This window comes from Peribacillus sp. AS_2 (genome assembly GCF_026891895.1).
Classification (GTDB): Bacteria; Bacillota; Bacilli; order Bacillales; family DSM-1321; genus Peribacillus; species Peribacillus frigoritolerans.
Genome location: NZ_JAPTGA010000002.1, coordinates 505,711 through 532,020 on the forward strand (window position 1 = coordinate 505,711; position 26,310 = coordinate 532,020).

The following is a 26,310-nucleotide window of genomic DNA, read 5'->3' on the forward strand; positions in this document are numbered from 1 at the left end:
GTTTCCTTAATCGTACCATGGAATGAAGAAAAACTGAATCCAAGAATCAACTCTTCCATTTTTTATTTAATCCTTCAGTACTTAAAGAAGGTCTCATCTATAGGGTTTTCGCTTGCCAGCATGACAGCTAACTTGATTCGTGCCTTCTTGCTGTCATAATCAGCGCCTAAAATCACACCGCGTTGTTTTAGATCAAATGCGCTGCCTTCATAATCATAAGCTGGGTAGACTTTTCCTTCTTCTGCACTTGTAGTCATGATGATCGTGATTCCTTTATCGATTGCAGCTTGTATGGAGGTTACCATTACAGGGGTGACTTGTCCCCTTCCTACACCCTCGAGCACGATGCCTTTCGCACCGTTTGCAACCGCAGCATCAATAAAGAGGCCGTCAGCTCCTGTATGGCACTTGATGATATCGACCCTTGGGATGGGATTCTGAATATCAAAACACTCCCTATGTAAAGGTTTTTGATAGATGCTCACGACATCATTATCAATTATCCCCAAATATCCATAGCCAAAAGATTCGAATCCCTGTAAATTGGAAGCATGAACTTTTTTGACATACTTTGCTGAATAGATCCGCTCATTAAAAACGACCACTACCCCAACATCCCTAATAAGATCACTTGCAGCGCATAATATCGAATTCCTTAGATTGGAATATACATCGGTGCCCACTTCTTGAGGAGAACGTTGGGAGCCGGTTAATACGATAGGTCGTTGATCCTTACTTGTGACATCAAGGAAATAAGCCGTTTCCTCAAGTGTATCCGTACCGTGGGTCACGACGATTCCCGTAACTTCCGGATCCTCCAATTCCTTTTGAATGGCTAAATTAAGCTGTTGCATTTTCTCAAAGGACATGGACATGCTTGAAATCTGGAAAAGATTAACCACCTTAACCTCGATATCGTTGGGCAATTCGCAAAGTGATGCCAACTCATGGCCAGTCAATGCACCAGAGGCCAGCATACCATTCACAGTTTCTTTACTGGCAATAGTCCCACCAGTCGTTATTAGCGATATTTTTTCCATACGGTCACTGCTCCTCATTTATATCATTCACTTTTCTTTAACGGCCAAATGATAGGCAATCAATCCACCATGAAACCTGCCGTTCTCGATGAAGATTTCGTTCGCATTATTTCCGGCTGCCAGAACTCCTGCAATATAAAGACCTTTAACGTTCGTTTCCATCGTTTCCTCGTTATATGCAGGCCTTCCAGTCTCCTTATCAATAGTTATGCCCATTGCAGCTAAAAAGGAATGGTCAGGATGGTAACCAGTCATTGCAAATACAAAATCATTTTTAATGACTTTTTCCTCATCACCTACATGATAAATCACGCTGTCTTCCGTTATCCTGTCGACATTCGCATTAAATTCCATCTTGATCGTTCCATTGCGGACTAATGATTCGAATTCCGGAAGAATCCAAGGTTTGATACTTGGAGAGTAATCCGATCCTCTATAAAGGACTGATACCCTTGCTCCTGATTTGACCAATTCCAAAGCTGCATCCACACTTGAGTTTTTGCCACCGATGACTGCAACATCACAATTAAAGTAGGGATGGCCCTCCTTAAAGTAATGAAATACTTTAGGGAGCTGTTCGCCCGGTATGCACATATAGTTAGGATGGTCGTAGTATCCGGTCGATATGATCACATGCAGAGCTGTATAGTCCCCTTTCGATGTCTTGACTAAAAACTTGCCATCTTCTCTTTTTTCCACTTTTTCCACTTTTTCGAATGTATTGACCCGCAATTCTTTCCTTTTGACTACCTCCCTATAATAGGCTAGCGCCTGATTGCGGACCGGTTTACGGTTTTCGATTATAAAAGCGACATCACCAATTTCCAGTTTTTCACTCGAACTGAAAAATGTTTGATGTGTCGGATAACGGTAAATGGAATCAACCACATTTCCTTTTTCAATGATCAGGGACTGTATTCCCACTTCTTTAAGAGCGATCGCAGCAGCCAATCCACACGGGCCCCCACCTATGATAATGACTTCTTCAACATTCATCTTTATTCTCCACTGCCTTTCCATCCACTATGTGATACGTTCGTCTAAAAAATAAAAACTCCTATCAATACATGATAGGAGTTTTTACAATTCATTTCAATGATAAAGCAATGAACATGATGTTAACTATATATTAAAACCGATTTGAATCCTTTTAGATCCAACCACGGAAGCGAGAAGCTTCAGCCATTTTTCTTACGCCGATCATATAAGCCGCTAGGCGCATATCAACGCGTCTTGATTGAGCAAGTTCATAAATGTTATTAAAAGATTTTATAAGGATTTTTTCCAGCTTTTCGTCCACTTCTTCTTCAGACCAGTAATACCCTTGATTATTTTGTACCCATTCGAAGTAAGAAACCGTTACACCGCCAGCAGAAGCAAGCACATCAGGAACAAGAAGGATTCCGCGATCCGTCAGGATTTGTGTCGCTTCAATTGTTGTAGGTCCGTTAGCTGCCTCGACAACGATCGATGCTTTGATATCCGCAGCATTTTCTTCAGTGATTTGGTTTTCGATTGCAGCCGGAACTAAAATATCACATTCCAATTCAAGCAGTTCTTTATTTGAAATTGTGCTTTTAAACAATTTCGTTACGGTTCCGAAACTATCTCTCCGATCGAGAAGATAATCAATATCCAATCCCTCCGGATCATGGAGTGCACCATATGCATCTGAAATACCAATGACTTTAGCACCTGCGTCATGCATGAACTTAGCTAAGAAACTACCTGCGTTACCAAAACCTTGAATGACGACCCGTGCCCCTTTAATATCGATGCCGCGTTTTTTGGCAGCTTCATTGATACAGATCGTTACACCTTTAGCAGTGGCTGATTCACGGCCATGAGAACCACCAAGCACTAGCGGCTTACCCGTAATGAATCCTGGCGAGTTGAATTCATCCATACGGCTGTATTCATCCATCATCCAAGCCATGATTTGGGAATTTGTAAATACATCAGGTGCCGGGATATCCTTAGTCGGCCCCACGATTTGGCTAATTGCACGAACGTAGCCCCGGCTCAGTCTTTCAAGCTCACGGAATGACATATTACGAGGATCACAAACGATACCGCCTTTACCCCCGCCGTATGGCAAATCTACGATGCCGCATTTCAAACTCATCCAAATGGATAATGCCTTCACTTCACGTTCCGTTACATTAGGGTGAAAACGGATACCGCCTTTTGTAGGCCCAACAGCATCGTTATGCTGCGCACGGTAACCCGTGAAAATTTTAACCGATCCATCATCCATGCGTACCGGTATCTTCACCGTCAATAAACGCAAAGGTTCCTTCAACAGCTCAAAAACTTCTTCCGGGTAACCCAGCTTATCCAAAGCTTTATGTATTACAGTTTGGGTTGACCTCAGTACGTCGTGTTTTTCTTCTTCATTTACATGGCTATTGCCTTTTGCCGATTCCATTAAAAGTACCTCCTAGAATATCTCATCCATATATAATATTATAATGTACAAATAGTCCTCTTCATGTGCTAGTATACACCTTCGTTACATTTATGCAAGAGTAAAAACGGGAAATTAAAAGTTGGAAATATTCTAAAAATGAAAACGTTATCATATCAACTGCTTTCTTACTCTTTTACCGTATATCTTGTTCGGCCGAAAGTTGACATAAAAAAAGGCAAACCACATTTTTTACCGTAATGCGGCTGCCTTGTCTTCTTTGTTTTACATCAGCTAAAATGTTTGAGCAAAACATGTATCGCTTCATTTTCGATGATACATGTTCCATATTCATTGATGCGGCTGAGTGTCAATGTAGATGCATGGCCATACTCCGCCGCTAGAGATATGACCGTGTCATATGTCGTGTCTTTAACATTTTCGATAAGTAAATAGTATCTACCCTCAAAATGATAAAGGGTACTTTTAAGCAAACCTTGAAAAGATAATCTATGAGATAATTGGACGATATCTTCAAAGTCATCGAAAACATAAAGAATATGGGGGAAATCATCAATTTTCACCTGTAAATCCAAAAATTCCTCTTCGTCTGCCAATAGTTCCTCTTCTTCCTTTGTCACAATGATTATCAACCCTTGTGCAGGCAAGGAGAAAATTTCGATTGCAATGGAGCCACTCATTTTAAAGCTGAGTTCTTCGCACGCTTCTTCGACCATATCCTGAAATAGCTTGTGGACCTTTAAGGAATTCCCTAAAATATCTTCTTTCGTTATGCCTCTATCAATTAAATCATCAAGGGTCAAAAAAATCTTGATTTTATTATTAGTTAATCGCTCCAGCTTCATAAAAAAATGCCCCCTGGTTACCATCTTCATACATCATATGAAGCCTTGGTCTTAGAGTGCATATCCATTATTTCTCCTAATACGGCCGTCGCTAACCTTTCAGCCACTCCTCCCATTTCGATTGCGTGTCCCCCATTAAGACTCCGCTGAAGGCAGTTCGGTCTTCTTCAGAAATAAGGCTCAAAGCCGCACCGCCAAGACCCACCTTCAAATCCGGAAAATCCTTTATTAACGCTTCAACCAGCTTAAATGTTCCATCAAGATTCTCTTTCAGTGAACATGACATGAATAGGTAAGAGGGCTTAATGATGTTTAGAACGGTGAAAAGGTCCTTATCAGCAATGGATTCTCCTAAATAAATGGTTTCAAACCCTTTCCGCTTCAAAAAAATGGTGAAGATTAATAGTCCAAATTCATGTTTTTCACCGGGAGCGCAGACGGTAAGGGCTTTCGGAAGAAAACCATTAGTCGGAATTGTATGCATAACCGAACTGATCCTGGATTTTATTATGTTCGACGCAAAGTGTTCATGAGCGGAAGTAATTTCTCCCCTTTCCCACTTATCCCCAACCTGAACCATTATTGAACCGAGTACATCCACTATGGTTTGTTCGATTGTATACATACTGAATGCCCGGCTTATCAGCATATGGGCTTTATTTTCATTGAAATTCAATAGAGCTTCGATTAATTCATCCGATAACTTAATCGCTTGTTCATCCTTACGGTTCGTTTCAGGAACTCCAGGCGCTAGGGTGCCTGTACTTTCGAGAAGTGAAACGGCTTGGCTTATTGTAAAACCTTGCTTTGTTTTAGTAATGAGCCACTTAAGGATTTGCAGATGTTTTTCAGTATACAGCCGGTGCCCCGATTCATTCCTTACAGGTTCGATAAATTTATAGCGCCTTTCCCAAGCCCTAAGGGTTCCCGACTGAATGTCCAGCAGCTTTGAAACTGCCTTTATATTATATTTACCTTCTTGCATGGTTTTACAAGGCCTCCAATAACTGTACGATCATTTGATGAAATTATAGTGGATTTTTCAAGGTCTGTAAAATCCCGGTATACTCGCTTAAAAGCATCCTAATAGGTTTTTTCCACAGCTTCGCCTATTTCGGTGTCTGTCCCCCTTTTCAGGGTGAAGAGGTGCGTTTCAGGCTTAGCTTCAAGCCTTAAAGGCACTGCGCTTGTCCCATAGCCATTACTCGTCATATATATACAGTCCCCCTCTTTTTTAACGCTTCCGATCTGATAGGGCCCGAATCCGAATAAGCGAATCTGACCGCCATGGGTGTGACCTGACAGGACAAGACTAATATGGTGTTCCGGATTCAATTGTTTCTTGACCAATGGATTATGGCTCACCAAAATCCGGAAATCTTCATTCCCGCAATCCGACAGGGCAAGGTCAAGCCTATCACGTTCTTCCGATATATCATCAATGCCCAGAAGAGCGATTTTGCTTCCATTCTGAGACTCAAAAGAAACAGCTGTATTATCAAGGATCTTCACCCCATGTTTCAAAAGAGTCGCATCCAATTCATGGAAGTCTCCTTCATAATCATTATTACCCCAAACAAAATAAAGGGGACCAAGTTCTTTTAACTTCAATATATTTTTTTCCACACGTTCTAAGGGAACCCCGCTTTCCCTAATGTCACCGCCGATTATCACCAAATCTGCCTTGTCACGTGTTTCCTCAATCAATTTATCCGCAACGATACGCCGATGAAGATCGGATATAAAAAAAATCCGCACATCGCCAAAGCCTTCAGGAAAGTCTTTGAAATATAGGTCTTGAGAAATCACCCTATCTTGCATAGCCGTACGCCACATGTAAAAGATCATGGCAAATGACAGCAGGATGATGATTAAAAATAATCCAGATAACCATAACATCATCGTTAAACCTTCTTTCCATCCTTATCCAAACGTACTTTCATATAACCATAAAACGGTATTACCCGCAATTAAATATGATTTAACGCGATCATCATTTATTTTCATGATATAGATTAATATCATAATTCTTCTTCATCATTTCAAAAACCTTATGGCGATTTTTCCATTCTTCCTCTTTTTCCCACAATTGCTTACTTTTATTAATGATTTCACAGCGTAGCAGTTGAAACTCCTTTTCAGCTTTATCTAGCTTTTTTTTAATTAAAACCATATATCCATATAGACCAATCGCTGCCGCCAAAAAAAGGAAATGGCTAAAATGGTCGACGAAAACACTAAACATACTGAAAAATGAATACGAATAAGGTACAACGATATAAAAATAAAGATAAATCATAAAAAGGACAGCAACAATCATGGTTGCCCATAAGCTTTGAAGGTGCTTCCTTTTAAGTGCCTCGAATTTTTTCTTCCGATCCACGACATTTTGCAGCATTTGTTTTGTTGCTTGATCCGTTTTCTCATCCAGTAAAATGATTGTCGATTCCATCGCATTTCCTCCTCTGCTCTTTCAAATCATGATATGAAAGAGTAGAGGAAAAAATGATAATGTACCTGTCACGATGGCCTTCATACTTAACTAAGTTGAACAATATTAAAAATACCCTGCCTATAAAGACAGGGTCAGACTGGAGACAAACTCGTTTTAGGTTTTTAAAATTTGAATGTTGATTTTCACTTCAGGCACTCGCTTTCCGAGGCGGCCCGCCCTCGGCGCCATTGCGCCTGCGGGGTTCTCCCTTGGACACGTTTTCCCCGCAGGAGTCTCGAACACCCGCTCCAATCAACTTTGTTTTAACATTAAGGTAGAACTCCTTATGCCTAAAGTCTTTTTTGGTTTGAAATAGAAGGATTTAAAAACTTAATTTTTCCTTAAGGTGCCATCATTATTTCTTGATCGGAATTTTCAAAACCTGACCCCTGGAAATTTCATTGCCATTCAGCCCATTCCACTCCCTGATCAGAGCAATCCCTTCCTGTGATTTGTAGTAATTCATTGAAATCCGAAATAATGTTTCTTCACCTTGAACAGTATGTAAAACAACTTTGTATTCCTCTTTATCCGATTTAGCGGCTTGTACATTTTTCTTTTCTGCTGCTGCTTTCTTTGCCTTTTCCTCTGCTTCTTGCTGCGCTTTGGCTTTAGCCTCAGCTTCTTGCTGTGCCTTGGCTTTAGCCTCAGCTTCTCGCTGCACTTTAGCCTTTTCTTCAGCTTCTTGCTGTGCCTTGGCTTTTTCCTTAGCTTCCTGCTGCGCTTTGGCTTTGGCTTTGGCTTTAGCCTCAGCTTCTTCTTTTTCTTTCTCCGCTTCAGCCTTTGCCGACTCCTTTTCCTTTAAGTCCTCTGCCGTTGCTGTAGTTGGAATCGATTCTTTATCTTCCTCTTTTAAGACGACTTGGTCACTTTTAGTAACAGGTAAAGGCCTATCCTGAAAATATGTATAAAGGCTGTAAAATCCAATTGGAAGCAAAATGAAAAATAATGCTAATAATTGTATCATTGGAAGTTTAATCTTCACTTTACTTTTTTTCTTTTTATTCTGGTGGACTTTGCTCCGTTTGGGCAATGATGACTTAGCCTTCTGGCGTTCAATTCGCGAACGAAGTTCACCAGCCTGATCATTTTCTCTTTCATTCTTTTGCACCCGGCTCATTCAAGTCACCCCCTTTCTTGCTAAACCCTCTTTGCTTTTTGTTCCTGATTAAAATACCAAGGATAAAGTCAATCAAAAAGTGGGCCGTTATCGTCACGATGATATTATTAGTCATTTCAAATAGAAACCCGATAAAGAAGCTCAAAACCAATACATTTAAAAATAAAAACCAATTAAAAAGGTAACGATAATGAACAGCTGCAAAAATGAGGCTCGTAAGTAGCAACCCAAAATGTGTTTGCAACACTCCTCGGAATAATACTTCTTCACTTACCGCTACAACCAAAGCTACGACAAATATCATCGGGTATGACAAATTACTGAAAATGCGTTCATTTATGCCGCCATCATCCTGATAGGAAGATGGTGTCACTTTCATAAGCAATATGTCAATTAACACGACAATGACTCCCGCAGGAACACCAATCAGCAAAATGTTCAGGTCATCAAAGATAAATAAGTCGAAAAAAGCAGAACGGTCTTTAAATAAAATAATACCTAAAAAAGTGGCTAACGTTAAGAGAATAATTTGTGTAAGAAACAAATTATATAGCAACTGTTTATCTGTAAGTTGTTTAATTAATTCCGCTTGCTTATTTTTCATTGCCATTTTCCTTCTTTAGTAAGATATAAGCCAATTCCTTTTTCCAAGTGGAAAAGGAATTGGCCGGATCCACCTTTACTTCCGGCCATACATCAGCCATTTTTTCGGCATCCATCCCACAGATATCACAGCAGATGGGGTTCGCTTCCCGATGCTTTTCTCCAAAATAGTCCAGTATCCCTGAACGGCGACATTCCTGTGCATATATCCAGTGAAGGAATTTATGCAGCTTTTCTTGATTCCTGGTTTTCCTCTTCTTACAATACTCTTTCATCTCTGCCACTTGATCCTGGTTATTGCCCATAATAAACTGGGTAAAAAAACGGAGCTGGATTTCGTTTAACGAAAAGGATTGCGACAGCTGCTCTTTTTCTGAGGGGGTCAAATTCGCCAAATTCTTATGAGACTCATTAAGGAAAGAACATACACCATCGATTTGCGAATCCGTAGGCAACTGTTGCTCCATCAAATGAAGGGGAAGCCCTTCATCCCCTTCGCTATATAATAAGACAGCCACACTTTGTTTCCGGTCTCGCCCCGCCCTGCCAATCTCCTGAAGATATGCTTCCATCGTGGACGGGATATGATAATGGATAACATATCTGACATCCGATTTATTCACACCCATTCCAAAGGCACTTGTTGCGCATATGATTTTCAGCTGGCCGGAAATGAATTGCTGCTGAATGAGCATCCTTTGTTCCTGCTCCATTCCACCGTGATAATAATTGACACTATCGATCCCGTTATCCTGTAAAAAACCAGCGACTGATTCCGCCACTTTTTTAGAGGAAAAATAAATAATTCCGCTTCCGGTAAATTTCCTGACAAGCTCCAGCACACGGGCTAGCTTCTCATCGTAGCTGAACATTCGCTCGATAATAATGGCAATATTTTCACGATCAACCGAGGAAACCATTTCCTCGGCCTGCCCAATGTTAAGTTTAACAATGATGTCCCTCCGGACCTCATCGGTTGCAGTTGCCGTCAGGGCAAGCGTCAACGGATTATTCAGCTCACGCCTCACTTCTCCTAAATTCAAATAATCCGGACGGAAATCGTACCCCCATTGTGAAATGCAGTGTGCTTCGTCTATGACGAACAAACCTATTTCTATGGATTTCAAGGATTTTATCACACCATCAATGCTCAGCATTTCAGGAGATAAAAAGATAAATCGATAACTATGTAACCGATCGAAGGCTTTCCTTTTTTGATTAAGCGTCAAAAAAGAGTTGAGGGTCAATACACTTTTTTCGCCGCTCATCTTCAGCTGATCCGCTTGATCCTGCATTAAAGATAATAACGGAGAGACAATTATGACAGTCTTATTCACCAGATAAGCCGGCAGCTGATAACATAATGATTTACCTGACCCGGTTGGCAGCATCGCTAATGTATGACGGCCGGACATCAATGATTCAACCACTTCCTTCTGTCCAGGACGGAATTCATCAAAACCGAATTTTTCTTTGAGGACTCGTTCTATGTTCATCATCTCTCACCTATTTTCGCAAGTACAAGTCTTATTTGGAAAAAGCTTATTTGTTTATTATCGACCATCTGCTTGATAGCTTTAAGCTTTTTTGTACCAAGTTCCTTAATCGCTTCAGCAATTTCCCTCTCATCCTCGATTGTCACATAATCGGAAATCGGAAAATCCTTTTCCGATAAAACAATTTCTACGAGGTGATCTTCGATGGTGTTGACTTTCAATCTGCGGATTTCAGCTATTTCACCGAGGTTTTTCCCTTCCTGGATGTATCGTAAAGTAGTCTTTGTAGATTGTGTCAAATGAGGATTACCACTTCTTTTCCAATCATTGGTTAATGAGGATAAGAGAGGGTAATCACCACCCGTTTCCATTTCTGCAAGCATTTGATGCAATGAGTCAAGGAATGTATAGCGAACATAATCTTCTTCCGTATTTTTCCTTTTGGCAATCTGTTCAAACGTTAGACCAATCCTGTTTATCCCGGTCAATTTCAAAATGAAAATGTCTCGTTTCATATCACTTTGATTTTCTAAAAGGGATACCAGTTCATCATATAAATGTTGGGCAATCAACGCTCGATCCTGACGATTGGCATGTAAAAATTCCTTTACGAAGAATTGAATTTTGGGATTTCGTTGTATCGGATAAAAACGTCTTTCATTGTGGACAATATGGGATATGGTTTGAATGAGTAAATTTAACCTTCCCCAGAAAACAGGGGTGATATTATGATACTTCCAACCATTTAAATACTCCGGAAAAGGATTATTTTTAAAGTAATCGTCCAACATTCGTTCACCTTGCAAACTAATTTCATATGCATCCGGTTTATCCGTTAAATTAATTAAGTCATGCTTAAGTGAATGTTCAATGTTTTGATTTAATTGCTGACGGGTAAATCGAGGTATTGTCCCAAAAATATCCGTTAACCCGAATAAATGGGCATCTTGGATGGTTTGTGACGATTTCTTCCCCTGCAGCATATGGTATATAGCATAAATGGAGCGCTCACCTTGAAATTTTTTTATCGCATATAGAATGATGGCCTGTAGATAATTATTCATGGGACTCACATCCTTGTTTCATTTAACCAATAAACCCATTGTAACAAAAATCTGCAAAAACCGCCGTTATTATTGATGAATACAACGGAAATTATGTGACTAAATGACGAAACATGGAAAGGACCAAGTTAATTTTTTCGATGCTTTTCGTTGACATTCAACTACATGATAGTTATTATCAATACAATTTCTATTGAAAAGTTTGGCATTCGGTCTTACAATAGGAAAGAGATAATAATCTGAAATAAAAAGATTATCAGTTGTTAATCAACTTAGGAGGGGTTATATTCATGGCTAAATTTACTATTGTGGATAAAGAAACATGCATAGCTTGTGGAGCTTGCGGAGCAGCTGCACCAGATATATATGATTATGATGACGAAGGGATTGCATTTGTTACCCTTGACGATAACGAGGGTATCGTTGAAATTCCAGATGTACTTATAGACGACATGATGGATGCATTTGAAGGATGCCCAACGGATTCCATCAAAGTTGCTGACGAGGCATTTGACGGAGATGCACTAAAATTCGAATAAAGGTACAAGCCATTTTCAATCGAGAATGGCTTTTTCTTTTGGCCAAAAAACAGGCATAAAAAAACAACCGGATATGGATATCCGGTTGTTTTTTCATATCTATCGTCAATGCCGTTAAGCATTTTTATATAATGTTTGCTTATTGATCCATGTCTGTAATTTAATGAACAGCAACATGAATACAGATGTGATGAGCACGCCTTTAATCACGTTGAAAGGCAAGATTGCCGTCGTAACGAACTTTCTCGACTCGGGCGCCGACATGGCATCCCATCCCATAAAGAAGGTATAAGCCGGTAAAAAGACAAAATAGTTTAATACGCTCATGAATACTGCCATGGAAACTGTTCCCGCAAGTAAGGCGAACGTCATTCCTTTTTTTGAATTGATTTTCTGAAATACATAATAAGTCGGCAAGACAAACAGTATTCCGGCTATAAAGTTAGCGATATGCCCCACAGGCACAGCAGTCAAGGTCCCTGTCATGACTAAATCCAATAGGTTTTTAATGAACTCGACTAGAATTCCAGCCATCGGACCGAAAATCAATGCCGCCATCAGTGCTGGTATGTCGCTAAAATCAACATTGAGAAAAGGCGGGAATCCTGGAAACGGGAAATTTAAAAGCATCAATAAATATGAAATGCTTCCCATCATGGCAAGTGAGACCATTTTTTTCACTTTGTTCTTTTTCATAGTTCTCTCTCCTTCTTTTCCGATCTACCTGAAAAAGAGGTTAGGATTCCAAAATATGTTGATGTTCAATAAAAACCCTTTAATTCCAATGGAATTAAAGGGATAAATTAAAGGTTACATCAAACAAACGTTCAGCAAATAACTGTTGAAACGCACTAAGGAACCTCCATCTTCTCCCATCCAGACTATACTGTCGGCTTTGGAATCACACCAAATCCTGCCTTGTAAGGCTCGCGGGCTTAGAAGTAGAAATTCCTTCATCACCGCCGGTGGGGAATTGCGCCCCGCCCCGAAGATAGACCTATAAAATTTTTTATACTTCCCATTATATCTGAAATGCCTTTTTTTTGATAGCATTTTTTCTCATTTGATGCATGTAGGATGAATATCGATTGTCGCAGTGAACGGCTTAAAACAAACAGCGGATTTACAATATGGCAATTCGAAAATTTTTCGCAAAAGGAGCGAAGCTATTTATATCGCCACCTTAAACGGATGATCAGTTGGAAATCATTTGTTTAAGCGCTTTCATTCAGATATGCCAAATTGACATTATCAGCATTTCAATTGTAAAATTAACTGAAATTTAAGATAACTTTTTCCTTAGGAAGGTGTTTAGACGTGTATCGGATTTTAGTAGCAGACGCCATTAAACCAGAAGGACTTGGACCGCTTTCAGAGGCATCCAATATTCAGCTCATTCAGAAGACCGTAGAGGAAGCTGCAAACGAACTTGATCAGATCGATGCAATTCTTGTTAGAAGTGCAACAAAGGTTTCGGAAGATTTAATGAACCGTATGCCGCAGTTGAAAATTATAGCACGCGCTGGTGTCGGTGTTGATAACATAGACATCCCCGCAGCGACAAAACGCGGGATTGTCGTGGTTAATGCACCTGACGGCAACACCATTTCAACAGCTGAACATACATTCGCGATGATGGCTTCATTAATGCGCCACATTCCGCAAGCTTATGCTTCATTGAAAAATGGGGAGTGGAAACGTTCCTCCTATACGGGAACTGAACTTCGTGGAAAAACATTAGGCATAGTTGGCTTTGGACGCATCGGAGGGGAAATTGCCAAACGTGCTAAAGTTTTTGGCATGGATGTCATTGTCTATGACCCGTTCCTGACTGTAGATCGTGCAAAGAAAATGTCCGTAACGGCCCTGCCATTGGATGAATTGCTTCCTAAAGCAGACATCATTACTGTTCATACACCACTAACGAATGAAACTAGAGGATTAATTAATAAAGAAAAACTGCTTACCTGTAAAAAAGGGGTTTATGTACTGAACTGCGCCCGTGGTGGAATTCTAGACGAAGATGATTTATATGAAATGTTAGTTCAAGGGCATGTTGCAGGGGCGGCACTGGACGTTTTCGTCGAAGAACCTCCACTTGGCCATAAACTGCTGGAACTGGACAGCGTCATTGCTACACCGCATCTAGGCGCTTCCACGAAAGAAGCCCAATTGAATGTCGCCGTACAGGTTGCCCAAGAAGTTTTGACCTATTTCGAAGGAAATCCAGTCTCAAGCTCAATCAACCTTCCAGCCATATCTAAAGAAGTGTTTGAAAAGGTACAGCCATTCCATCAACTTGTTCAGCAAATGGGATCGATTGCTTCCCAGTGCATGAATGAAGGAATTCAGGAAATCTCCGTTACATATGCAGGAGAATCTTTGGATTTCGATACCGCGATTCTTACAAAAAGTTTAATCTCCGGCTTTTTAAGATCAAGAGTCGATGCATCAGTCAATGAAGTGAATGCCTTGTTGATCGCAAAAGAGCGTGGCATAACCATTGGTGAAAAAATCTCTACGGACTCTTTAGGTTACTCGAATTTGATCAGCCTTAAAGTAAAAGGTGACAACCGAGAATTAACAATAAGTGGGACCTATATCGAAAATTACGGTTCTCGAATTGTAAGTTTGAATGGTTTCAAAATCGACTTTCACCCAGAATCGAATTTACTTTATATCCAGCATACCGATAAACCCGGTGTAATCGGTAACGTAGGCAAGGTCCTGGGTGATCACGGAGTGAATATCGCCACCATGCAGGTTGGCCGAAAAGAAGCTGGCGGTGAAGCCATCATGGTTTTGAGCTTCGATTTACCATTAGAAGACAACATGAAACAGTTTTTAATGGAAACAGAAGAAATTACGTTCTTGGCCCGTATTTCATTATAAGAAGAAAAAAGTGCCCGCAGCGCGGGCACTTTTTTCTTTTAATGCATTCAATTCACTTGGTTCGGTGCTTCGGGCACCATTATGTCTTCAGTTAAATTCAGCTTTCCCACCTCTTCAATAGGAGCATTTTCAAACTTCACTTTTTCAAAACCAAAATCCTTAGCTATGAAGAGTATGGCTTCTAAAGCTTGAAGGGTTTCCTCACTATTTTCAATAACGGCTTGATCTGATAGGTGAATGGTCACAAGATCTCCATTAGTGCTTATCCTTTCCCATTTCAGGTCATGGGGGATTGCAGGTGAAATTCCCTCGATGTCCGCCTCCCCTTTTCCGGCTTGAAGCGCCTCCTCAAAGTCCCGATAACCCATATTGCTTGGAACAAGGAAACTTGGAGAGGACTCATCCCTTTGATAAAGAAGGTATGTGCGTTTTTTTTGATGAGGTATATCCACCTCCTTTAAATATCCCGCATGCGCAAACCTGGCACCTTGCTTACCTTCTGTGGAAAATGTCATTTTCTCTATATTGTTATAGGAAAGCGTTTCTTCCATCGAATGGAGAAAAAGTGTATCTTCAGCCAACAGTCGGCTTTTTTCTGGAAAATCGATATGGGCAGTGTTTATATCGTTTCCTTGGCTAATCTTTATATCAAGCGGAAAATAGTCAGATAGCCCATATTGCGCTTCATCAATATCGGACATTTGATTAACTAACTGATTCAGTGTATCACTTTCATCATGATGTTTGAGTTTAATTGAAATGGGAACGATGAAATTCATTTGATCATCCGGGACACCCATCGTAATGATCGAGGCATTTTTAAGGTCATCGTGGTAGATCGCTTGTTCAAATGTTTTTTCCTTTTCCCCTTTTCGCGGTTCCATTTCTGAAAACTTGTCTTTGGATTCGATTTTCGCTTGGTTACTCGAAAACTCTTGAGCTTCCTGTTTATCTTCTGAGGACTTTTCTTGGTTACTTGAATCCTTCCGTTCAAGATCTGCCATTTCCTTACTTTCAGATAGAGATAATTTCCCACTGCTGCCGCTGTCTTCTCGACTTGTCGTTCCTTTTTTTTCAATAATGAACGATGATGCCAAAACAACCATTAAGAATAAGGAGGCAACACCCGCGAACAGAGGTATCCAGTGTTTCTTCTTCTTTTTCTTTTTATCATGTATTCTCGCATACACCTCTGCCTTGGTCCGGTCATCTTTTAATGTCGGAAGCTCGCGCAGCATGTCTTCAATTTCGCTTTCTTTCCAACGGGATCTCCTCAATGCGGTGGCCCTCCTTTCCTGATAAATCTTCCATCAACTTTTTAATGGCCTTCAAAGCTCGGTGCTGGGTCGTTTTTACCTTACTTTCACTCCAATTCAATACGTCAGAAGTTTCCGTAATGGACAATCCCTGAATATATCGTAAAATGATCACGGATCTTTGATTCGTGGTACACCGGTTTAAGCATTGGTAAATATCTTGGATTTCATCGTTCTTGATAGCCACTTCCTCGGGAATGGGCTCTTCATCTTTCAGCAATTGCCTATCCCAATCAAAATTAGGAAAGATTTTGTCTTTCCAACCTTTTTGTTTCCGAAAGTGATCAATCGTCACATTTCTGGCAATCGAATACATCCACGTTTTTTCACTGCTTTTTCCTTCGAAGCGTTCATAGGCCTTCATCACCCGGATATAGACCTCCTGAACAAGGTCTTCGGCGGTTTCTCGATTTTTAGTCATATAAAAAATGAATTGATATATTTCCTGATGATATTTTTCATAAAGATCGTGGAAAACGGAATCCATCATTTCCCCACATCCGTTCATAAATATAGTCGTCGATCCTAAACAAAAGTTACATACTTCGGCTTTAATCTTATTATAAAATTCCGTTAATTTCCACATATCAGGTACTTCTTATTTTGTGTCCTAAAAAAACAAAGACAAGTTGGAAAGAAATCCAATTGCCTTTGTCTTCGCAGTTCTTTATGAAACAAGATTATCTGGCGATCCACCTGTCATTCATTCAGCGTTTTCCATAATTCGAGGCAAAATGATACTGAATGTCGTCCCTTTATTAGGTAAACTGTTTACCGAAATGTAGCCATCATGGGCATTGATTATATTTTTTACGATTGCCAAACCCAATCCGGTACCCGAACGGCCGCGGGTCCTTGCTTTATCCGCTTTATAAAACCTCTCGAATACAAAAGGCAGATCCTCTTCGGGAATTCCAGATCCAGAGTCCCTCACATCAATGATCAGTCCCCTTCGATCACTTGTCCTCTGAATGACATCAATGTTACCGCCTGGGGGAGTATGACGAATCGCATTATCAATTAAATTGGTCAAAACCTGTTCAATACGGTCCGGATCGAAATGCCATTGAATCTGATTGTCTTGCAGGCTGGCTGATATTGTTATCCCTTTTTCTTTAGCCAGCCCAGAAAACTTACTTGTAATCCTCTTTAAATATGGAGAAACGGGTACACATTCATAGCTAAGATTCATTTTACCCGATTCCAATTTAGCTAGATCGAGTAGATCATTGACTAAACGTCCCATTCTTAAAGATTCATCATAGATGATCCGGGCCATTTCCACCTTTTCCTCTTCACTGCCCGCAATGTCATCTACAATCGCTTCACTATATCCTTGCAACATTGAAATCGGGGTCCTTAACTCATGGGAGACATTCGCTATGAAATCAGTCCTGAGTTTGTCCATACGCCTTTCATCACTCATATCCCTTATGATGGCCACCGCTCCCCGAATATTGTCGCCATTTGTATATAGCGGACTGACAATCAATCCCCAATTACGGCCCTGCAAGGTAATTTCACCGACTTGTTCCTTATCGAAGGACTCAGATTCATCAAAAAGATTCATCAAAACCAAAGGGACATTCACATTATCTTCCCGGTTATAGCCCTTTTCAAAATACCAGGATTGCAGAAACCTTTCCGCTGGCGGATTCGTTTCAAGAATTGTGCCGTCTTTATTGAAGGTGATGACCCCATCTGCCATACTGCTAAGAATGCTGGAGAGATGTTCCTTTTCCTGACTAAGTGCATTCATGTTGAATTTCAGTTGCTTTCTCATCTGATTAAACGCTATGGCCAGCTCACCGATTTCATCTTGAGTCAGTATTGGAACCTTTGTATCAAATTTCCCCCGGGCAATCGCTAGGGCGGCTTCCCTCATCTTCACCAATGGAGCATTGATTCTTGTAGATAAAAAGAAAGCAAAAATCGTTGTCAAAATAATGGCGATGCCTGCTGCCAATAAAATGAACTGTGTAGTGGATTTTGTGGTTTCTTCCATGGACTCCAACGATTGAAATAGGAACACTTCATCCTGTTCCCCATTCAATTCAAGCGGAATGCCTACCACGATTGCAGATAAGCCCTCGTTTCCCGCATCATCCGATAGCGCCATTTCCTTTTTTACAGTCTTTCTTTCCGTAAAAACCTTGAGCAATTCGGGGTCATTTTTAATGAGTTCCGGCGTGATTTCAAACTCATTATCTCCACCGATGGATGAGAATACCATTTTGTCATCATTAAGAATGATCATTTTCGTTTCATTGCCTATTAATTCCGAAGCTATTTGTAATACCTCATTGCTGGATCCCTGATGTTCATTGGTCACCTTAATGATTTGTTCAGCCGTTTTGGTTAAATCATTTTCAATATTTTCAATTTGGAAATTCTCAAAGAATTCGACCAGCAGAACGGTTAAAACAATTAATACAAACGACACGAGCAATAGGATCGTTGCCCATAGCTTCCCTACAACACTGCCCCATAGCATCAGTCATTAATGACTTCGAACTTGTAACCTACACCCCAAACGGTCACAATCATCTTGGCTGCGTTTTCGGATATGCGGTTTAATTTTTCACGCAAGCGTTTAACATGCGTGTCTACAGTTCGAAGATCTCCAAAGAATTCATAGTGCCATACTTCTTTTAACAATTGCTCCCGGTCAAAAACCTTATCTGGGGATTTCGCCAAGAAATATAACAATTCATATTCTTTCGGTGTTAATGAAACCTCTTTGTTATCAGCAAGTACACGGTGGGCATCATTATCTATTGTTAGATGCGAGAAGACGATCACATCTTTTGCCGTCGTTTCCGTCTGCATGTAACCTGTGCTTGAAGAGCGACGCAATAAAGCTTTAACCCTTAACACGACTTCACGGGGACTGAACGGCTTTACGATATAATCATCGGTCCCCACTTCGAATCCTTGAACACGGTTCACTTCTTCCCCTTTAGCCGTCAGCATGATAATTGGAGTCGTTTTCTTTTCCCTTAATTCACGGCAAACTTCGATTCCATCTTTCCCAGGCATCATAATATCCAATAAAATTAAATCATAATCATTTTCAAGGGCTTTTGTTAAAGCCATATCTCCATTTTCAGCTTCATCGATTATGTATTCTTCCCTTTCCAAATACATCTTTAGCAGCCGGCGGATTCTTTCCTCATCATCCACCACGAGAATTTTAATAGCGTTATACATTATGTAATCAGCCTCCTATCATATATTCTACAAAATGAATACTTCCATGACTAATACTTTTTCCTTACATCGTACGATAAAGAGCCGATTTCACAAGGCTTCCATGAACCTTTCACCATTTTGTCACAAAAAAGACTCCGACCGCCCATCAAGAATGGATAATTGCTATTTCACCGAAATATTCCCATTGAATAGGATTGATAGAAAAAGGGATCATTTTCCAGAAAAGTCGATAAGCCAACTCTCGACGTTTCTATCAAAAGACCCCCTTCAACTAAACATTACAATACAGAATCAAGCATATGAATGCAAACCAGCAATAACAAGATTGACGAAAATCAGGTTAAACATGATGATGGCAAAACCGATGACGGCAAGCCAAGCCGATTTTTCCCCTTGCCACCCCTTTGACATCCGCAGATGCAAGAAAGCCGCATAAAACAACCAAGTAACCAATGCCCAGACCTCTTTCGGATCCCAGCCCCAGAATCGTGTCCAGGCCACTTGGGCCCAGATCATTGCAAAAATGAGGGCACCGAGTGTAAAGATCGGAAAACCGATAAGGACCGAACGATAACTAATCTCGTCCAATAAATTCAAATTCACATTTTTAACGATCGGTTTAATCAAAGCTGCCACTCTTTTGCGAGCAATCAACCTTATTAAACCATACAGGACGAGTCCCATGCCGAATGACCAAAGAACAGTATTCAGTTTCTTGGCATTGATCAGTGCAGGCATGTCCACCAGCGGTTCAAATCGATCCGTCTCGATGAGTTTCCCTTCATTGGGACCTACCAATGCCGGCAGGTTGAATTCCTGTTTGACTTCGGCACCTTTTTTATCGACCCAATCAAAATTCGCCTTATAATCCATGGCAGCAAAAGAAGAAGTGATGATGACGAAACCGATGGTGCAGACTAATGTGAACATGATGACTTCAAGCCAGAACGTTCTTTTGCTTGATTGTGTCTGATCAACGAACTTGATTAAATAAATGATGGCAGTAACGAAACTTATGGCAAGGATTGACTGTCCTGCCGCTGCAGTCGTTACATGAATATGGAGCCAATCACTCTGCAAAGCAGGGATGAGCGGCGAAATTTCTGTAGGGAACATACTTGCATAAGCGATTATCAATAATGCTATCGGTAAAGCGAATAGCCCAAGGGCAGGTGTTTTATAAAGAAAATAAATTAATATGAAAGCACCGACCAGCATCATTCCGAAAAAGGTCGTAAATTCAAACAAGTTACTTACCGGGGCATGCCCGGCAGCAATCCATCTAGTGATGAAATACCCAATTTGCGCAGCAAACCCGATAATGGTGACGAAAATGCCCAGTTTTGCCCATTTGTTTTGTTTCTTTTCCTCCGCACCGCGTTTATCCTTGATCGATCCCCCGAATAAAAAGGTAGCGATCAGATATAAAATGAAAGCTGCATATAAAAGGTTACTGCTTAATTCAGCCATTTAAAACTTCCCCCTTACTAGAAGATTTCTCCTCTTCAAGTTGATCCATTGGTTCGGAAAGTGATGTTGATTCTATCGCTTGTTTTATATCTCTTTTAATGCCGTGCCAGTTTTTGTTTGTATGGCCGGCCAAAAGTATCTCATCATCTTTCCTCTTGATCCATATACGCCGATGATTCCAATAAGACCCTTGGACAACGCCGATCATGAAGATGATTCCACCCATGAATAAGATCCAAAGGGTTAAATCCTTCCTGACGGTCAAAGCCGTGACATCTTGGGTTTCCACACCATTAAAAGCCATTTTATAAGTGTTTTCCCCTAAAGGCTCCACAGTCTCCTTAATCGCTACGAAACTGACTTCACCCTCTGGCTTATCCGGAGTATGCATCTTAAAGATAAATGCTGGATTATTCGGAATCTTCGATATCGTTCTAGGTTCGCCTTTTTCATCGAACTCGAAATCAGGGAAGTAACTGATCAAGTCAACGGAATATCCTTCTTTCAACTCGTATTTCTTTTGCGGGTTGTTCAAATCAACCTTTAAGCTTCCATATTTCTCTTCGGTTTTTTTATTTATCAAATTAAAAGCCATCGTACTGAGCTCATCCAATTTATAGTCTACTTGGTAGAGGGCATAATGATCATGTTTCAGAGGTTCATTGACTTTGATTTTATAATCTTTAAGCTTATCAAGGTCCACTTTTTCCCCTGGTAAGGTTTCTCCCTTGCGCTCATAGAGCGTAACATCGGATTGATATGTTTTAGCGATCGTACCGGTTTTATCAATTGCAGCACTGTACTGCTTATCTTCTTCACTCTCTTTGTCATACACCTCTAAGGTAAATTCATTATTCTGAAGATAGTATTCACCATTTGTACCGGGGATTTCTTTCCTCTCGCCTTCACGCAGCCAAAGTACTTTGTCGATATACATCCCAGGGACGGAACGCAATAATGCTCCAATTAAGAAAATGATAAGTCCAATATGATTGACATAGGGTCCCCAACGTGAAAAACGACCTTTTTCGGCAAGTATATGACCGTTTTCCTCTCGTATATGATAACGCTGCCTTTTTAGTCTATCCTTTACTTCTTCAAGTTTTATATCGTGGTCTTCAAGCTTTGTCACCCCATAAATCCGCTGACGTTTCATGAAACCGTCATGACGTGTGACCCCTTGCTTTTTTAACGATCGATATAACGGAAAGAACCGGTCGATACTGGCAATCAATAGTGATATGCCCAGCATGCCTATGATAATCAAATACCACCATGAACTATACAAGTTATGAAACCCGAGTTCATAATACACCCTTCCGAACCAGCCATATTCCAGTTCATAATGCTCTGCAGGCGTCGCGGTTGAAGGGATGTACATTTCCTGGGGTAAAATCGTCCCGATAGCTGAAGCGATCAAAGCAATGACTATGAGCGTCACCCCGACCTTAACGGAAGAAAAGAAATTCCATATTTTATCGATGATCGTTTTTTTATATGTTTGTGAACGCCTGGCACTTCCTTCATATCTCATATCAATAAGCTGATTCTCTTTTTCGTTACCAAGCACCATTCCGCATTTCCCGCATATCTTTGTGCCAAACGGATTTACATGACCACAATCGCATTTTACTTCTTTCATGTCAAAAACTCCCCAATATTATGGTTTAATTCTCTCCATATGCTTTTGGATGCTCTCTTCTGTCAAAGCTCCGGTGATGATATCTATCACTTTCCCCTCTTTATCAACCAAAAAGGAGACAGGCAATATATCCACGCGGTAAGCATTTTCCACTTCCCTACCTTTATCGATCATGACAGGAAAGGTAAGGTCATGCTTTGTAATGAAATTATTGACAGCATAGTCAGATTCCCCGACGTTAACGGCCAATATCTCAACGCCCTGGTCTTTAAAGTTTTTATATTGATTTTCCATATAAGGCATTTCATATTCACACGGCTTGCAATATGTACCCCAAAAGTTCAGGAAGACGCCTTTTCCCTTGTAATCTGAAAGTTTATGCTCTTTACCTTCCATATCAGTCAAGACGAAATTGGGTGCATCGGATCCTTTTCTCAGGCTTTCATTCTTATCTTTAGTGAAGTTCGTATAAAGGGCAAACACTAAAGCTGCACCTAAAAGCAGGAGAATGATGGTTCTGCTAATGAGGCGTCGCTTCTTTTTATCCATAGAGATCCTCCTAAGGCCACACTAAATTTAACCATACCATTATACCATTTAACGCCATGTCCTTTATATTTACATTTCTGAAGGTTTTGTGACATTCTTTCCCGATTCATGAAGGAAAAGGTATTTACAGGTTGTTTTCCACCACCCATTTCTTCCAGGGGAAGAGTAGGGGTAGTGGTTTCAACCTATCAATACGGGAAAAATACTAGCTTACATTCTCCGCTGTTTAGGCTCGGTCGTTGCTAAAGTCCGCATTAATTTAACTTCATGTGGAGTCAGCTCCCGGGAATCCCCTGCAGTTAAACCATCCAAGGTCAAGAAACCATATTGTTCCCTCTTCAATTTAATGACGGGATGGCCAATTGCTTCGAACATCCGGCGGACTTGCCTATTCCTGCCTTCATGTATTGTGATTTCAACTATGGCCGTTTCCTTTTTCTTGTCGGTAGACAATACCCTTGTCTTGGCCGGAGCAGTCTTGCCATCCTCCAACTTGATTCCCTTATCCAGCTTTTTCAAGCTTTCACGCAAAGGCATCCCTTTCACTTTTGCCACATACACTTTATCCACTTCATGCTTCGGATGCATTAACGTGTTTGCAAATTCCCCGTCATTGGTTAAAATCAACAAGCCCGAAGTATCGTAATCCAAGCGGCCAACTGGATAAATCCGTTCATTGATGTAAGGGAAAAAGTCAGTTACGACTTTTCTGTTCTTATCATCAGAAACGGCCGAAATGACGCCGCGCGGTTTATAGAATAGGAAATAAACCGGAGCTTCTTTTTCAAGCGGGACTTCATTAACCTCAACCTTATCATTAGGCCCCACTTTCACACCTAATTCCTTCACTACTTTACCGTTCACTTTAACCTTACCTTCTAAAATCAACTCTTCTGCTTTACGGCGGGAAGCCAGTCCAGCATGTGCTATCACCTTTTGTAATCGTTCCATCTATCTTCACCCCATAGTATAATCATTCGTTTGTTATTGTCTATACATACACAATCATACAATTATTACATATTGAGAGGCAAAAACAAAAGGTTTTTCGCGATTAAGAGCTTTTCTTTTATTATTACACCAATAATGGGACGGTTAAATGGGTTGGTTTCCATAATGAGTGTAACATAGCTTATTTTTCCATACAAAAAAATGTTTCTTTTGATGAAAGTTTGAATACACCTTAATAATGGATGGCTGCTTTTAAGAAAAAAGACAAAAAAAAGAAATGGAATCGTCCATTTCCCTACCTTTTAATTCATGCCGAAAACCAGTGTGACGACAATAACGGCAGCTATGATTCCGATCAAGTCTGCCAAAAGGCCGACCTTAAGGGCATCACCCATTTTTTTGATTCCGACGGCTCCAAAATAAACGGTCAATACATAGAACGTGGTATCCGTACTTCCCTGAATCGTGGCAGCCAAGCGGCCAACAAAGGAATCCGGTCCATAAACCGATATCAGGTCGCTGGTGATTCCTAAAGCCGCTGTTCCGGATATTGGTCTAATAATCGCAAGGGGTAAAACCTCAGACGGAAAATGAAGAAAGGAAAGCAAGGGGTTTAGTGATTGTACAATGAAATCCAAGGCCCCTGATGCCCTAAATACTGAAATCGCCACAAGCATCCCTACCAGGAAAGGAATAAGGGAAAAGGACATGTTGATTCCTTCTTTCCCCCCCTCAACGAAGGTCTCATAGGTGGGAACTCTTTTCAATGTGCCATACAGTAATATTCCGAGGATCAAAACCGGTATCATCCAAATTGAAATGGTGGTCATCCAGTGCAACATCCTTATTCCCTCCCGTTCCTCTTTCTCCTGTAATAAAAATATCGATCTATCGCGATTCCTCCAACGGCAGAAATGGCCGTTGCTATTATGGTCGGAAATACGATGTCCGTCGGGGAGTGGGCATCGTAGTTCATGCGGATCGCAATGACAGTGGTTGGAATCAACGTTACGCTTGAGGTATTGATTGCTAAAAAAGTGACCATCGAGCGGCTGACCGTTGCTTTTCCTCCATTTAGTTTCTTTAGCTGTTCCATGGCTTTTATACCAAGAGGCGTAGCTGCATTCCCCAACCCGAATGTGTTTGCCATCATATTGGAAAGTATATACCCCATAGCGGGATGATTAGGAGGCACTTCAGGGAATAGCCATCTCATGAACGGCTTGAACAAGTTGGATAGTTTATCTAACAGCCCCGATTCCTCCGCAATTTTCATCAAACCCAGCCAAAAGACAAGTATGCTCATCAGTCCCAGGCAAAGGGTGACCGCTTCCTTTGCGCTGACAAATAGAGCTTCATTCACCTGATCCATCGTTCCATTAACCATGCCAAAGACGATACCGATCACGAACATCCCGACCCAAATGTAATTAACCATTGCGTCCGATTCCCAATACCGCTTCAAATACTTCAGCCCATGAAGATTGGAATGATTGTTGCTTGAAGCTTTCTTTTGCTTCCCCATAAAAAATTGACCGAGTTCCTATTTTCTTCCCATCAAGATAGATGGATGCTCTGCCGACAACTTCCGGGATTTTCCTTTTATCATCCCAAGCCTTCTGGGGCTTCAACAATTTCATTTTCACTTTGACCAATTCTCTCTCTTCGTTTGTCAGTGGGTATGAAAAATCATTTTTAATATAGACATGTCCTTTATATATTTTATTTTCCATGTTTTCCACCATGCCTGCGGGTAAAATTTCTGTTGGCTTATATTCCTTAAAGGCCGATTCGTACATATGAATATGATCATTCCAATCATCCGGACCATTCAATGTCACAGCAATCAGGTCATGCTCGTTTTTTGTTGCCGTCGTGACCAAGGTACGTTTTGCTAGTTTCGTATACCCTGTTTTCCCCCCTGTGCAATACTCATATAATTGTGTAAGTAGGCGATTTTTGTTCTTCCATACATAATCCCATTGTTCTGTGGAATTAGGTGCCCTGTGTTCCTTTGTGCCGGCAATCTTCGCATACGTTTCATTTTGCATGGCATAACGAGTGAGAATGGCCATATCATAGGCGGTTGAATAATGGTTCTTCGTATCATCCAAACCATGTGGATTTGAAAAATGGGTATCCTTCATCCCTATTTCTTCCGCCTTTTGATTCATCATCCAGACGAATCCATCCAGGCTTCCGCCAACCTTTTCGCTGATTGCCACTGCTGCATCATTACCTGAACGAAGCATCAAGCCATATACCAAATCTTCGAGCTTAATTTTTTCTCCTACTTTTAAGTAAAGGGAAGATCCCTCCGTCCCGAAGGCATTGCTGCTCACCCTCACTGTCTCATCCATCTGTCCCGATTCAATAGCCAGGATGGCCGTCATTATTTTCGTAATGCTTGCTATGCGATTCTTTTCATGAGCATTCACTTCATAAATGACCCTTCCGCTATCCTCATCCATTAAAATCGCGCTATGGGCACTTACGGATACATTTGCATAGGCGCTTTGTACAGGTGCCATAAAAGACAACAGGAGAATGACGATACACAAACTCGATAACCCTTTATATAGAAAACGCATGAGTGCCCCCTCGTCTCTTTACTTGTTTTTGTACAAGTTTATGCAAAGGGACAAGGG

Annotated in this window: 25 protein-coding genes and 1 riboswitch; of the genes, 2 read left to right on the forward strand and 23 right to left on the reverse strand. The window is 40.8% G+C overall.

Features of this window, described 5'->3' with window-relative positions; all coding sequences use genetic code 11:
* Positions 1-74: 74 nt before the first annotated feature.
* The 11 genes from OTG27_RS05235 to OTG27_RS05285 form a co-directional block, all read right to left on the reverse strand.
* Positions 75-1,040, reverse strand: a complete 966-nt coding sequence (locus tag OTG27_RS05235) for an asparaginase (RefSeq protein ID WP_106026843.1) — start codon at positions 1,038-1,040, stop codon at positions 75-77.
* Between the two features lie 27 nt (positions 1,041-1,067).
* Entirely contained in the window at positions 1,068-2,036 is a 969-nt protein-coding gene (locus OTG27_RS05240; RefSeq protein WP_057276277.1) for a YpdA family putative bacillithiol disulfide reductase, read from the reverse strand.
* Positions 2,037-2,190: 154 nt separating this feature from the next.
* Positions 2,191-3,468 carry a Glu/Leu/Phe/Val family dehydrogenase gene (locus OTG27_RS05245; protein ID WP_034308065.1) on the reverse strand — a complete coding sequence of 426 codons (1,278 nt, stop codon included), beginning with the start codon at positions 3,466-3,468 and terminating at the stop codon, positions 2,191-2,193.
* A 269-nt stretch (positions 3,469-3,737) separates the two neighbouring features.
* The gene (locus OTG27_RS05250; protein ID WP_034308068.1) at positions 3,738-4,313 is read right to left on the reverse strand and encodes a genetic competence negative regulator; all 576 of its coding nucleotides are present in this window, start codon (positions 4,311-4,313) and stop codon (positions 3,738-3,740) included.
* 91 nt (positions 4,314-4,404) lie between these two features.
* Entirely contained in the window at positions 4,405-5,298 is an 894-nt protein-coding gene (locus OTG27_RS05255; RefSeq protein WP_268936408.1) for a MerR family transcriptional regulator, read from the reverse strand.
* 98 nt (positions 5,299-5,396) lie between these two features.
* Positions 5,397-6,212 carry a metallophosphoesterase gene (locus OTG27_RS05260; protein ID WP_268936437.1) on the reverse strand — a complete coding sequence of 272 codons (816 nt, stop codon included), beginning with the start codon at positions 6,210-6,212 and terminating at the stop codon, positions 5,397-5,399.
* 94 nt (positions 6,213-6,306) lie between these two features.
* The gene (locus tag OTG27_RS05265; protein ID WP_268936409.1) at positions 6,307-6,765 is read right to left on the reverse strand and encodes a YpbF family protein; all 459 of its coding nucleotides are present in this window, start codon (positions 6,763-6,765) and stop codon (positions 6,307-6,309) included.
* 397 nt (positions 6,766-7,162) lie between these two features.
* The gene (locus tag OTG27_RS05270; RefSeq protein WP_268936410.1) at positions 7,163-7,927 is read right to left on the reverse strand and encodes a LysM peptidoglycan-binding domain-containing protein; all 765 of its coding nucleotides are present in this window, start codon (positions 7,925-7,927) and stop codon (positions 7,163-7,165) included.
* Positions 7,905-8,531, reverse strand: coding sequence for a CPBP family intramembrane glutamic endopeptidase (locus OTG27_RS05275; protein WP_057276274.1), 627 nt, complete (start codon positions 8,529-8,531; stop codon positions 7,905-7,907). Before OTG27_RS05275 ends, OTG27_RS05270 begins: the two co-directional genes overlap by 23 nt.
* Complete coding sequence (locus tag OTG27_RS05280; protein ID WP_268936411.1) at positions 8,521-10,026, reverse strand: RecQ family ATP-dependent DNA helicase; 1,506 nt, start codon at positions 10,024-10,026, stop codon at positions 8,521-8,523. The genes OTG27_RS05275 and OTG27_RS05280 overlap by 11 nt, the downstream gene beginning before the upstream one ends.
* Complete coding sequence (locus OTG27_RS05285; protein ID WP_063575734.1) at positions 10,026-11,090, reverse strand: YpbB family protein; 1,065 nt, start codon at positions 11,088-11,090, stop codon at positions 10,026-10,028. The genes OTG27_RS05280 and OTG27_RS05285 overlap by 1 nt, the downstream gene beginning before the upstream one ends.
* Positions 11,091-11,380: 290 nt before the next feature.
* On the opposite strand from OTG27_RS05285, the gene OTG27_RS05290 reads away from it, so the two are divergent.
* Complete coding sequence (locus tag OTG27_RS05290) at positions 11,381-11,629, forward strand: ferredoxin (protein ID WP_034308087.1); 249 nt, start codon at positions 11,381-11,383, stop codon at positions 11,627-11,629.
* A gap of 114 nt (positions 11,630-11,743) precedes the next feature.
* Here the strand turns inward: OTG27_RS05290 and OTG27_RS05295 are convergent, their stop codons facing one another.
* Entirely contained in the window at positions 11,744-12,325 is a 582-nt protein-coding gene (locus OTG27_RS05295; protein ID WP_034308089.1) for an ECF transporter S component, read from the reverse strand.
* A gap of 164 nt (positions 12,326-12,489) precedes the next feature.
* Positions 12,490-12,626, reverse strand: a riboswitch (FMN riboswitch).
* 320 nt (positions 12,627-12,946) lie between these two features.
* On the opposite strand from OTG27_RS05295, the gene serA reads away from it, so the two are divergent.
* Positions 12,947-14,521 (forward strand): phosphoglycerate dehydrogenase, encoded by a 1,575-nt coding sequence (serA, locus tag OTG27_RS05300; RefSeq protein WP_063575733.1) that lies wholly within the window; start codon positions 12,947-12,949, stop codon positions 14,519-14,521.
* A gap of 47 nt (positions 14,522-14,568) precedes the next feature.
* Here serA and OTG27_RS05305 read toward each other — a convergent pair whose 3' ends face one another.
* The 11 genes from OTG27_RS05305 to OTG27_RS05355 all read right to left on the reverse strand — a co-directional run bounded on the left by OTG27_RS05305 (position 14,569) and on the right by OTG27_RS05355 (position 26,253).
* Complete coding sequence (locus tag OTG27_RS05305; protein WP_268936412.1) at positions 14,569-15,798, reverse strand: hypothetical protein; 1,230 nt, start codon at positions 15,796-15,798, stop codon at positions 14,569-14,571.
* Positions 15,764-16,324 (reverse strand): RNA polymerase sigma factor SigX, encoded by a 561-nt coding sequence (sigX, locus tag OTG27_RS05310; protein ID WP_268936438.1) that lies wholly within the window; start codon positions 16,322-16,324, stop codon positions 15,764-15,766. Before sigX ends, OTG27_RS05305 begins: the two co-directional genes overlap by 35 nt.
* A gap of 216 nt (positions 16,325-16,540) precedes the next feature.
* Positions 16,541-18,334, reverse strand: coding sequence for an ATP-binding protein (locus tag OTG27_RS05315; RefSeq protein ID WP_034308094.1), 1,794 nt, complete (start codon positions 18,332-18,334; stop codon positions 16,541-16,543).
* A complete protein-coding gene (locus OTG27_RS05320) occupies positions 18,331-19,047 on the reverse strand; it encodes a response regulator (RefSeq protein ID WP_034308096.1) in 717 nt (238 codons plus the stop codon). Before OTG27_RS05320 ends, OTG27_RS05315 begins: the two co-directional genes overlap by 4 nt.
* A 294-nt stretch (positions 19,048-19,341) precedes the next feature.
* Entirely contained in the window at positions 19,342-20,520 is a 1,179-nt protein-coding gene (gene ccsB, locus OTG27_RS05325; protein WP_034308099.1) for a c-type cytochrome biogenesis protein CcsB, read from the reverse strand.
* A complete protein-coding gene (resB, locus tag OTG27_RS05330; protein ID WP_268936413.1) occupies positions 20,513-22,162 on the reverse strand; it encodes a cytochrome c biogenesis protein ResB in 1,650 nt (549 codons plus the stop codon). Before resB ends, ccsB begins: the two co-directional genes overlap by 8 nt.
* 18 nt (positions 22,163-22,180) lie before the next feature.
* Positions 22,181-22,711, reverse strand: a complete 531-nt coding sequence (gene resA, locus OTG27_RS05335; RefSeq protein ID WP_034308103.1) for a thiol-disulfide oxidoreductase ResA — start codon at positions 22,709-22,711, stop codon at positions 22,181-22,183.
* 210 nt (positions 22,712-22,921) lie between these two features.
* Complete coding sequence (gene rluB, locus OTG27_RS05340) at positions 22,922-23,662, reverse strand: 23S rRNA pseudouridine(2605) synthase RluB (protein ID WP_034308106.1); 741 nt, start codon at positions 23,660-23,662, stop codon at positions 22,922-22,924.
* Between the two features lie 302 nt (positions 23,663-23,964).
* Positions 23,965-24,492: a spore maturation protein gene (locus OTG27_RS05345; protein ID WP_307730013.1), complete on the reverse strand. Its 528-nt coding sequence runs from the start codon at positions 24,490-24,492 to the stop codon at positions 23,965-23,967.
* A gap of 14 nt (positions 24,493-24,506) precedes the next feature.
* Positions 24,507-25,100 carry a nucleoside recognition domain-containing protein gene (locus tag OTG27_RS05350; protein WP_063575727.1) on the reverse strand — a complete coding sequence of 198 codons (594 nt, stop codon included), beginning with the start codon at positions 25,098-25,100 and terminating at the stop codon, positions 24,507-24,509.
* Positions 25,093-26,253 carry a D-alanyl-D-alanine carboxypeptidase family protein gene (locus OTG27_RS05355; protein WP_268936414.1) on the reverse strand — a complete coding sequence of 387 codons (1,161 nt, stop codon included), beginning with the start codon at positions 26,251-26,253 and terminating at the stop codon, positions 25,093-25,095. Before OTG27_RS05355 ends, OTG27_RS05350 begins: the two co-directional genes overlap by 8 nt.
* Positions 26,254-26,310 lie beyond the last annotated feature (57 nt).

What these genes read in the sequence shown, in the direction of transcription:
- OTG27_RS05265 (WP_268936409.1), bottom strand. Translation starts at nt 6,765, where the DNA reads ATGGAATCGACAATCATTTTACTGGATGAGAAAACGGATCAAGCAACA.
- OTG27_RS05275 (WP_057276274.1), bottom strand. Translation starts at nt 8,531, where the DNA reads ATGAAAAATAAGCAAGCGGAATTAATTAAACAACTTACAGATAAACAG.
- resB (WP_268936413.1), bottom strand. Translation starts at nt 22,162, where the DNA reads ATGAAAGAAGTAAAATGCGATTGTGGTCATGTAAATCCGTTTGGCACA.
- OTG27_RS05270 (WP_268936410.1), bottom strand. Translation starts at nt 7,927, where the DNA reads ATGAGCCGGGTGCAAAAGAATGAAAGAGAAAATGATCAGGCTGGTGAA.
- OTG27_RS05255 (WP_268936408.1), bottom strand. Translation starts at nt 5,298, where the DNA reads ATGCAAGAAGGTAAATATAATATAAAGGCAGTTTCAAAGCTGCTGGAC.
- OTG27_RS05240 (WP_057276277.1), bottom strand. Translation starts at nt 2,036, where the DNA reads ATGAATGTTGAAGAAGTCATTATCATAGGTGGGGGCCCGTGTGGATTG.
- OTG27_RS05320 (WP_034308096.1), bottom strand. Translation starts at nt 19,047, where the DNA reads ATGTATAACGCTATTAAAATTCTCGTGGTGGATGATGAGGAAAGAATC.
- OTG27_RS05295 (WP_034308089.1), bottom strand. Translation starts at nt 12,325, where the DNA reads ATGAAAAAGAACAAAGTGAAAAAAATGGTCTCACTTGCCATGATGGGA.
- OTG27_RS05260 (WP_268936437.1), bottom strand. Translation starts at nt 6,212, where the DNA reads ATGTTATGGTTATCTGGATTATTTTTAATCATCATCCTGCTGTCATTT.
- sigX (WP_268936438.1), bottom strand. Translation starts at nt 16,324, where the DNA reads ATGGATTCCGTTTTCCACGATCTTTATGAAAAATATCATCAGGAAATA.
- OTG27_RS05345 (WP_307730013.1), bottom strand. Translation starts at nt 24,492, where the DNA reads ATGACCACCATTTCAATTTGGATGATACCGGTTTTGATCCTCGGAATA.
- ccsB (WP_034308099.1), bottom strand. Translation starts at nt 20,520, where the DNA reads ATGGCTGAATTAAGCAGTAACCTTTTATATGCAGCTTTCATTTTATAT.
- rluB (WP_034308106.1), bottom strand. Translation starts at nt 23,662, where the DNA reads ATGGAACGATTACAAAAGGTGATAGCACATGCTGGACTGGCTTCCCGC.
- OTG27_RS05355 (WP_268936414.1), bottom strand. Translation starts at nt 26,253, where the DNA reads ATGCGTTTTCTATATAAAGGGTTATCGAGTTTGTGTATCGTCATTCTC.
- OTG27_RS05290 (WP_034308087.1), top strand. Translation starts at nt 11,381, where the DNA reads ATGGCTAAATTTACTATTGTGGATAAAGAAACATGCATAGCTTGTGGA.
- OTG27_RS05350 (WP_063575727.1), bottom strand. Translation starts at nt 25,100, where the DNA reads ATGGTTAATTACATTTGGGTCGGGATGTTCGTGATCGGTATCGTCTTT.
- OTG27_RS05250 (WP_034308068.1), bottom strand. Translation starts at nt 4,313, where the DNA reads ATGAAGCTGGAGCGATTAACTAATAATAAAATCAAGATTTTTTTGACC.
- OTG27_RS05245 (WP_034308065.1), bottom strand. Translation starts at nt 3,468, where the DNA reads ATGGAATCGGCAAAAGGCAATAGCCATGTAAATGAAGAAGAAAAACAC.
- OTG27_RS05235 (WP_106026843.1), bottom strand. Translation starts at nt 1,040, where the DNA reads ATGGAAAAAATATCGCTAATAACGACTGGTGGGACTATTGCCAGTAAA.
- resA (WP_034308103.1), bottom strand. Translation starts at nt 22,711, where the DNA reads ATGGATAAAAAGAAGCGACGCCTCATTAGCAGAACCATCATTCTCCTG.
- OTG27_RS05280 (WP_268936411.1), bottom strand. Translation starts at nt 10,026, where the DNA reads ATGAACATAGAACGAGTCCTCAAAGAAAAATTCGGTTTTGATGAATTC.
- OTG27_RS05285 (WP_063575734.1), bottom strand. Translation starts at nt 11,090, where the DNA reads ATGAATAATTATCTACAGGCCATCATTCTATATGCGATAAAAAAATTT.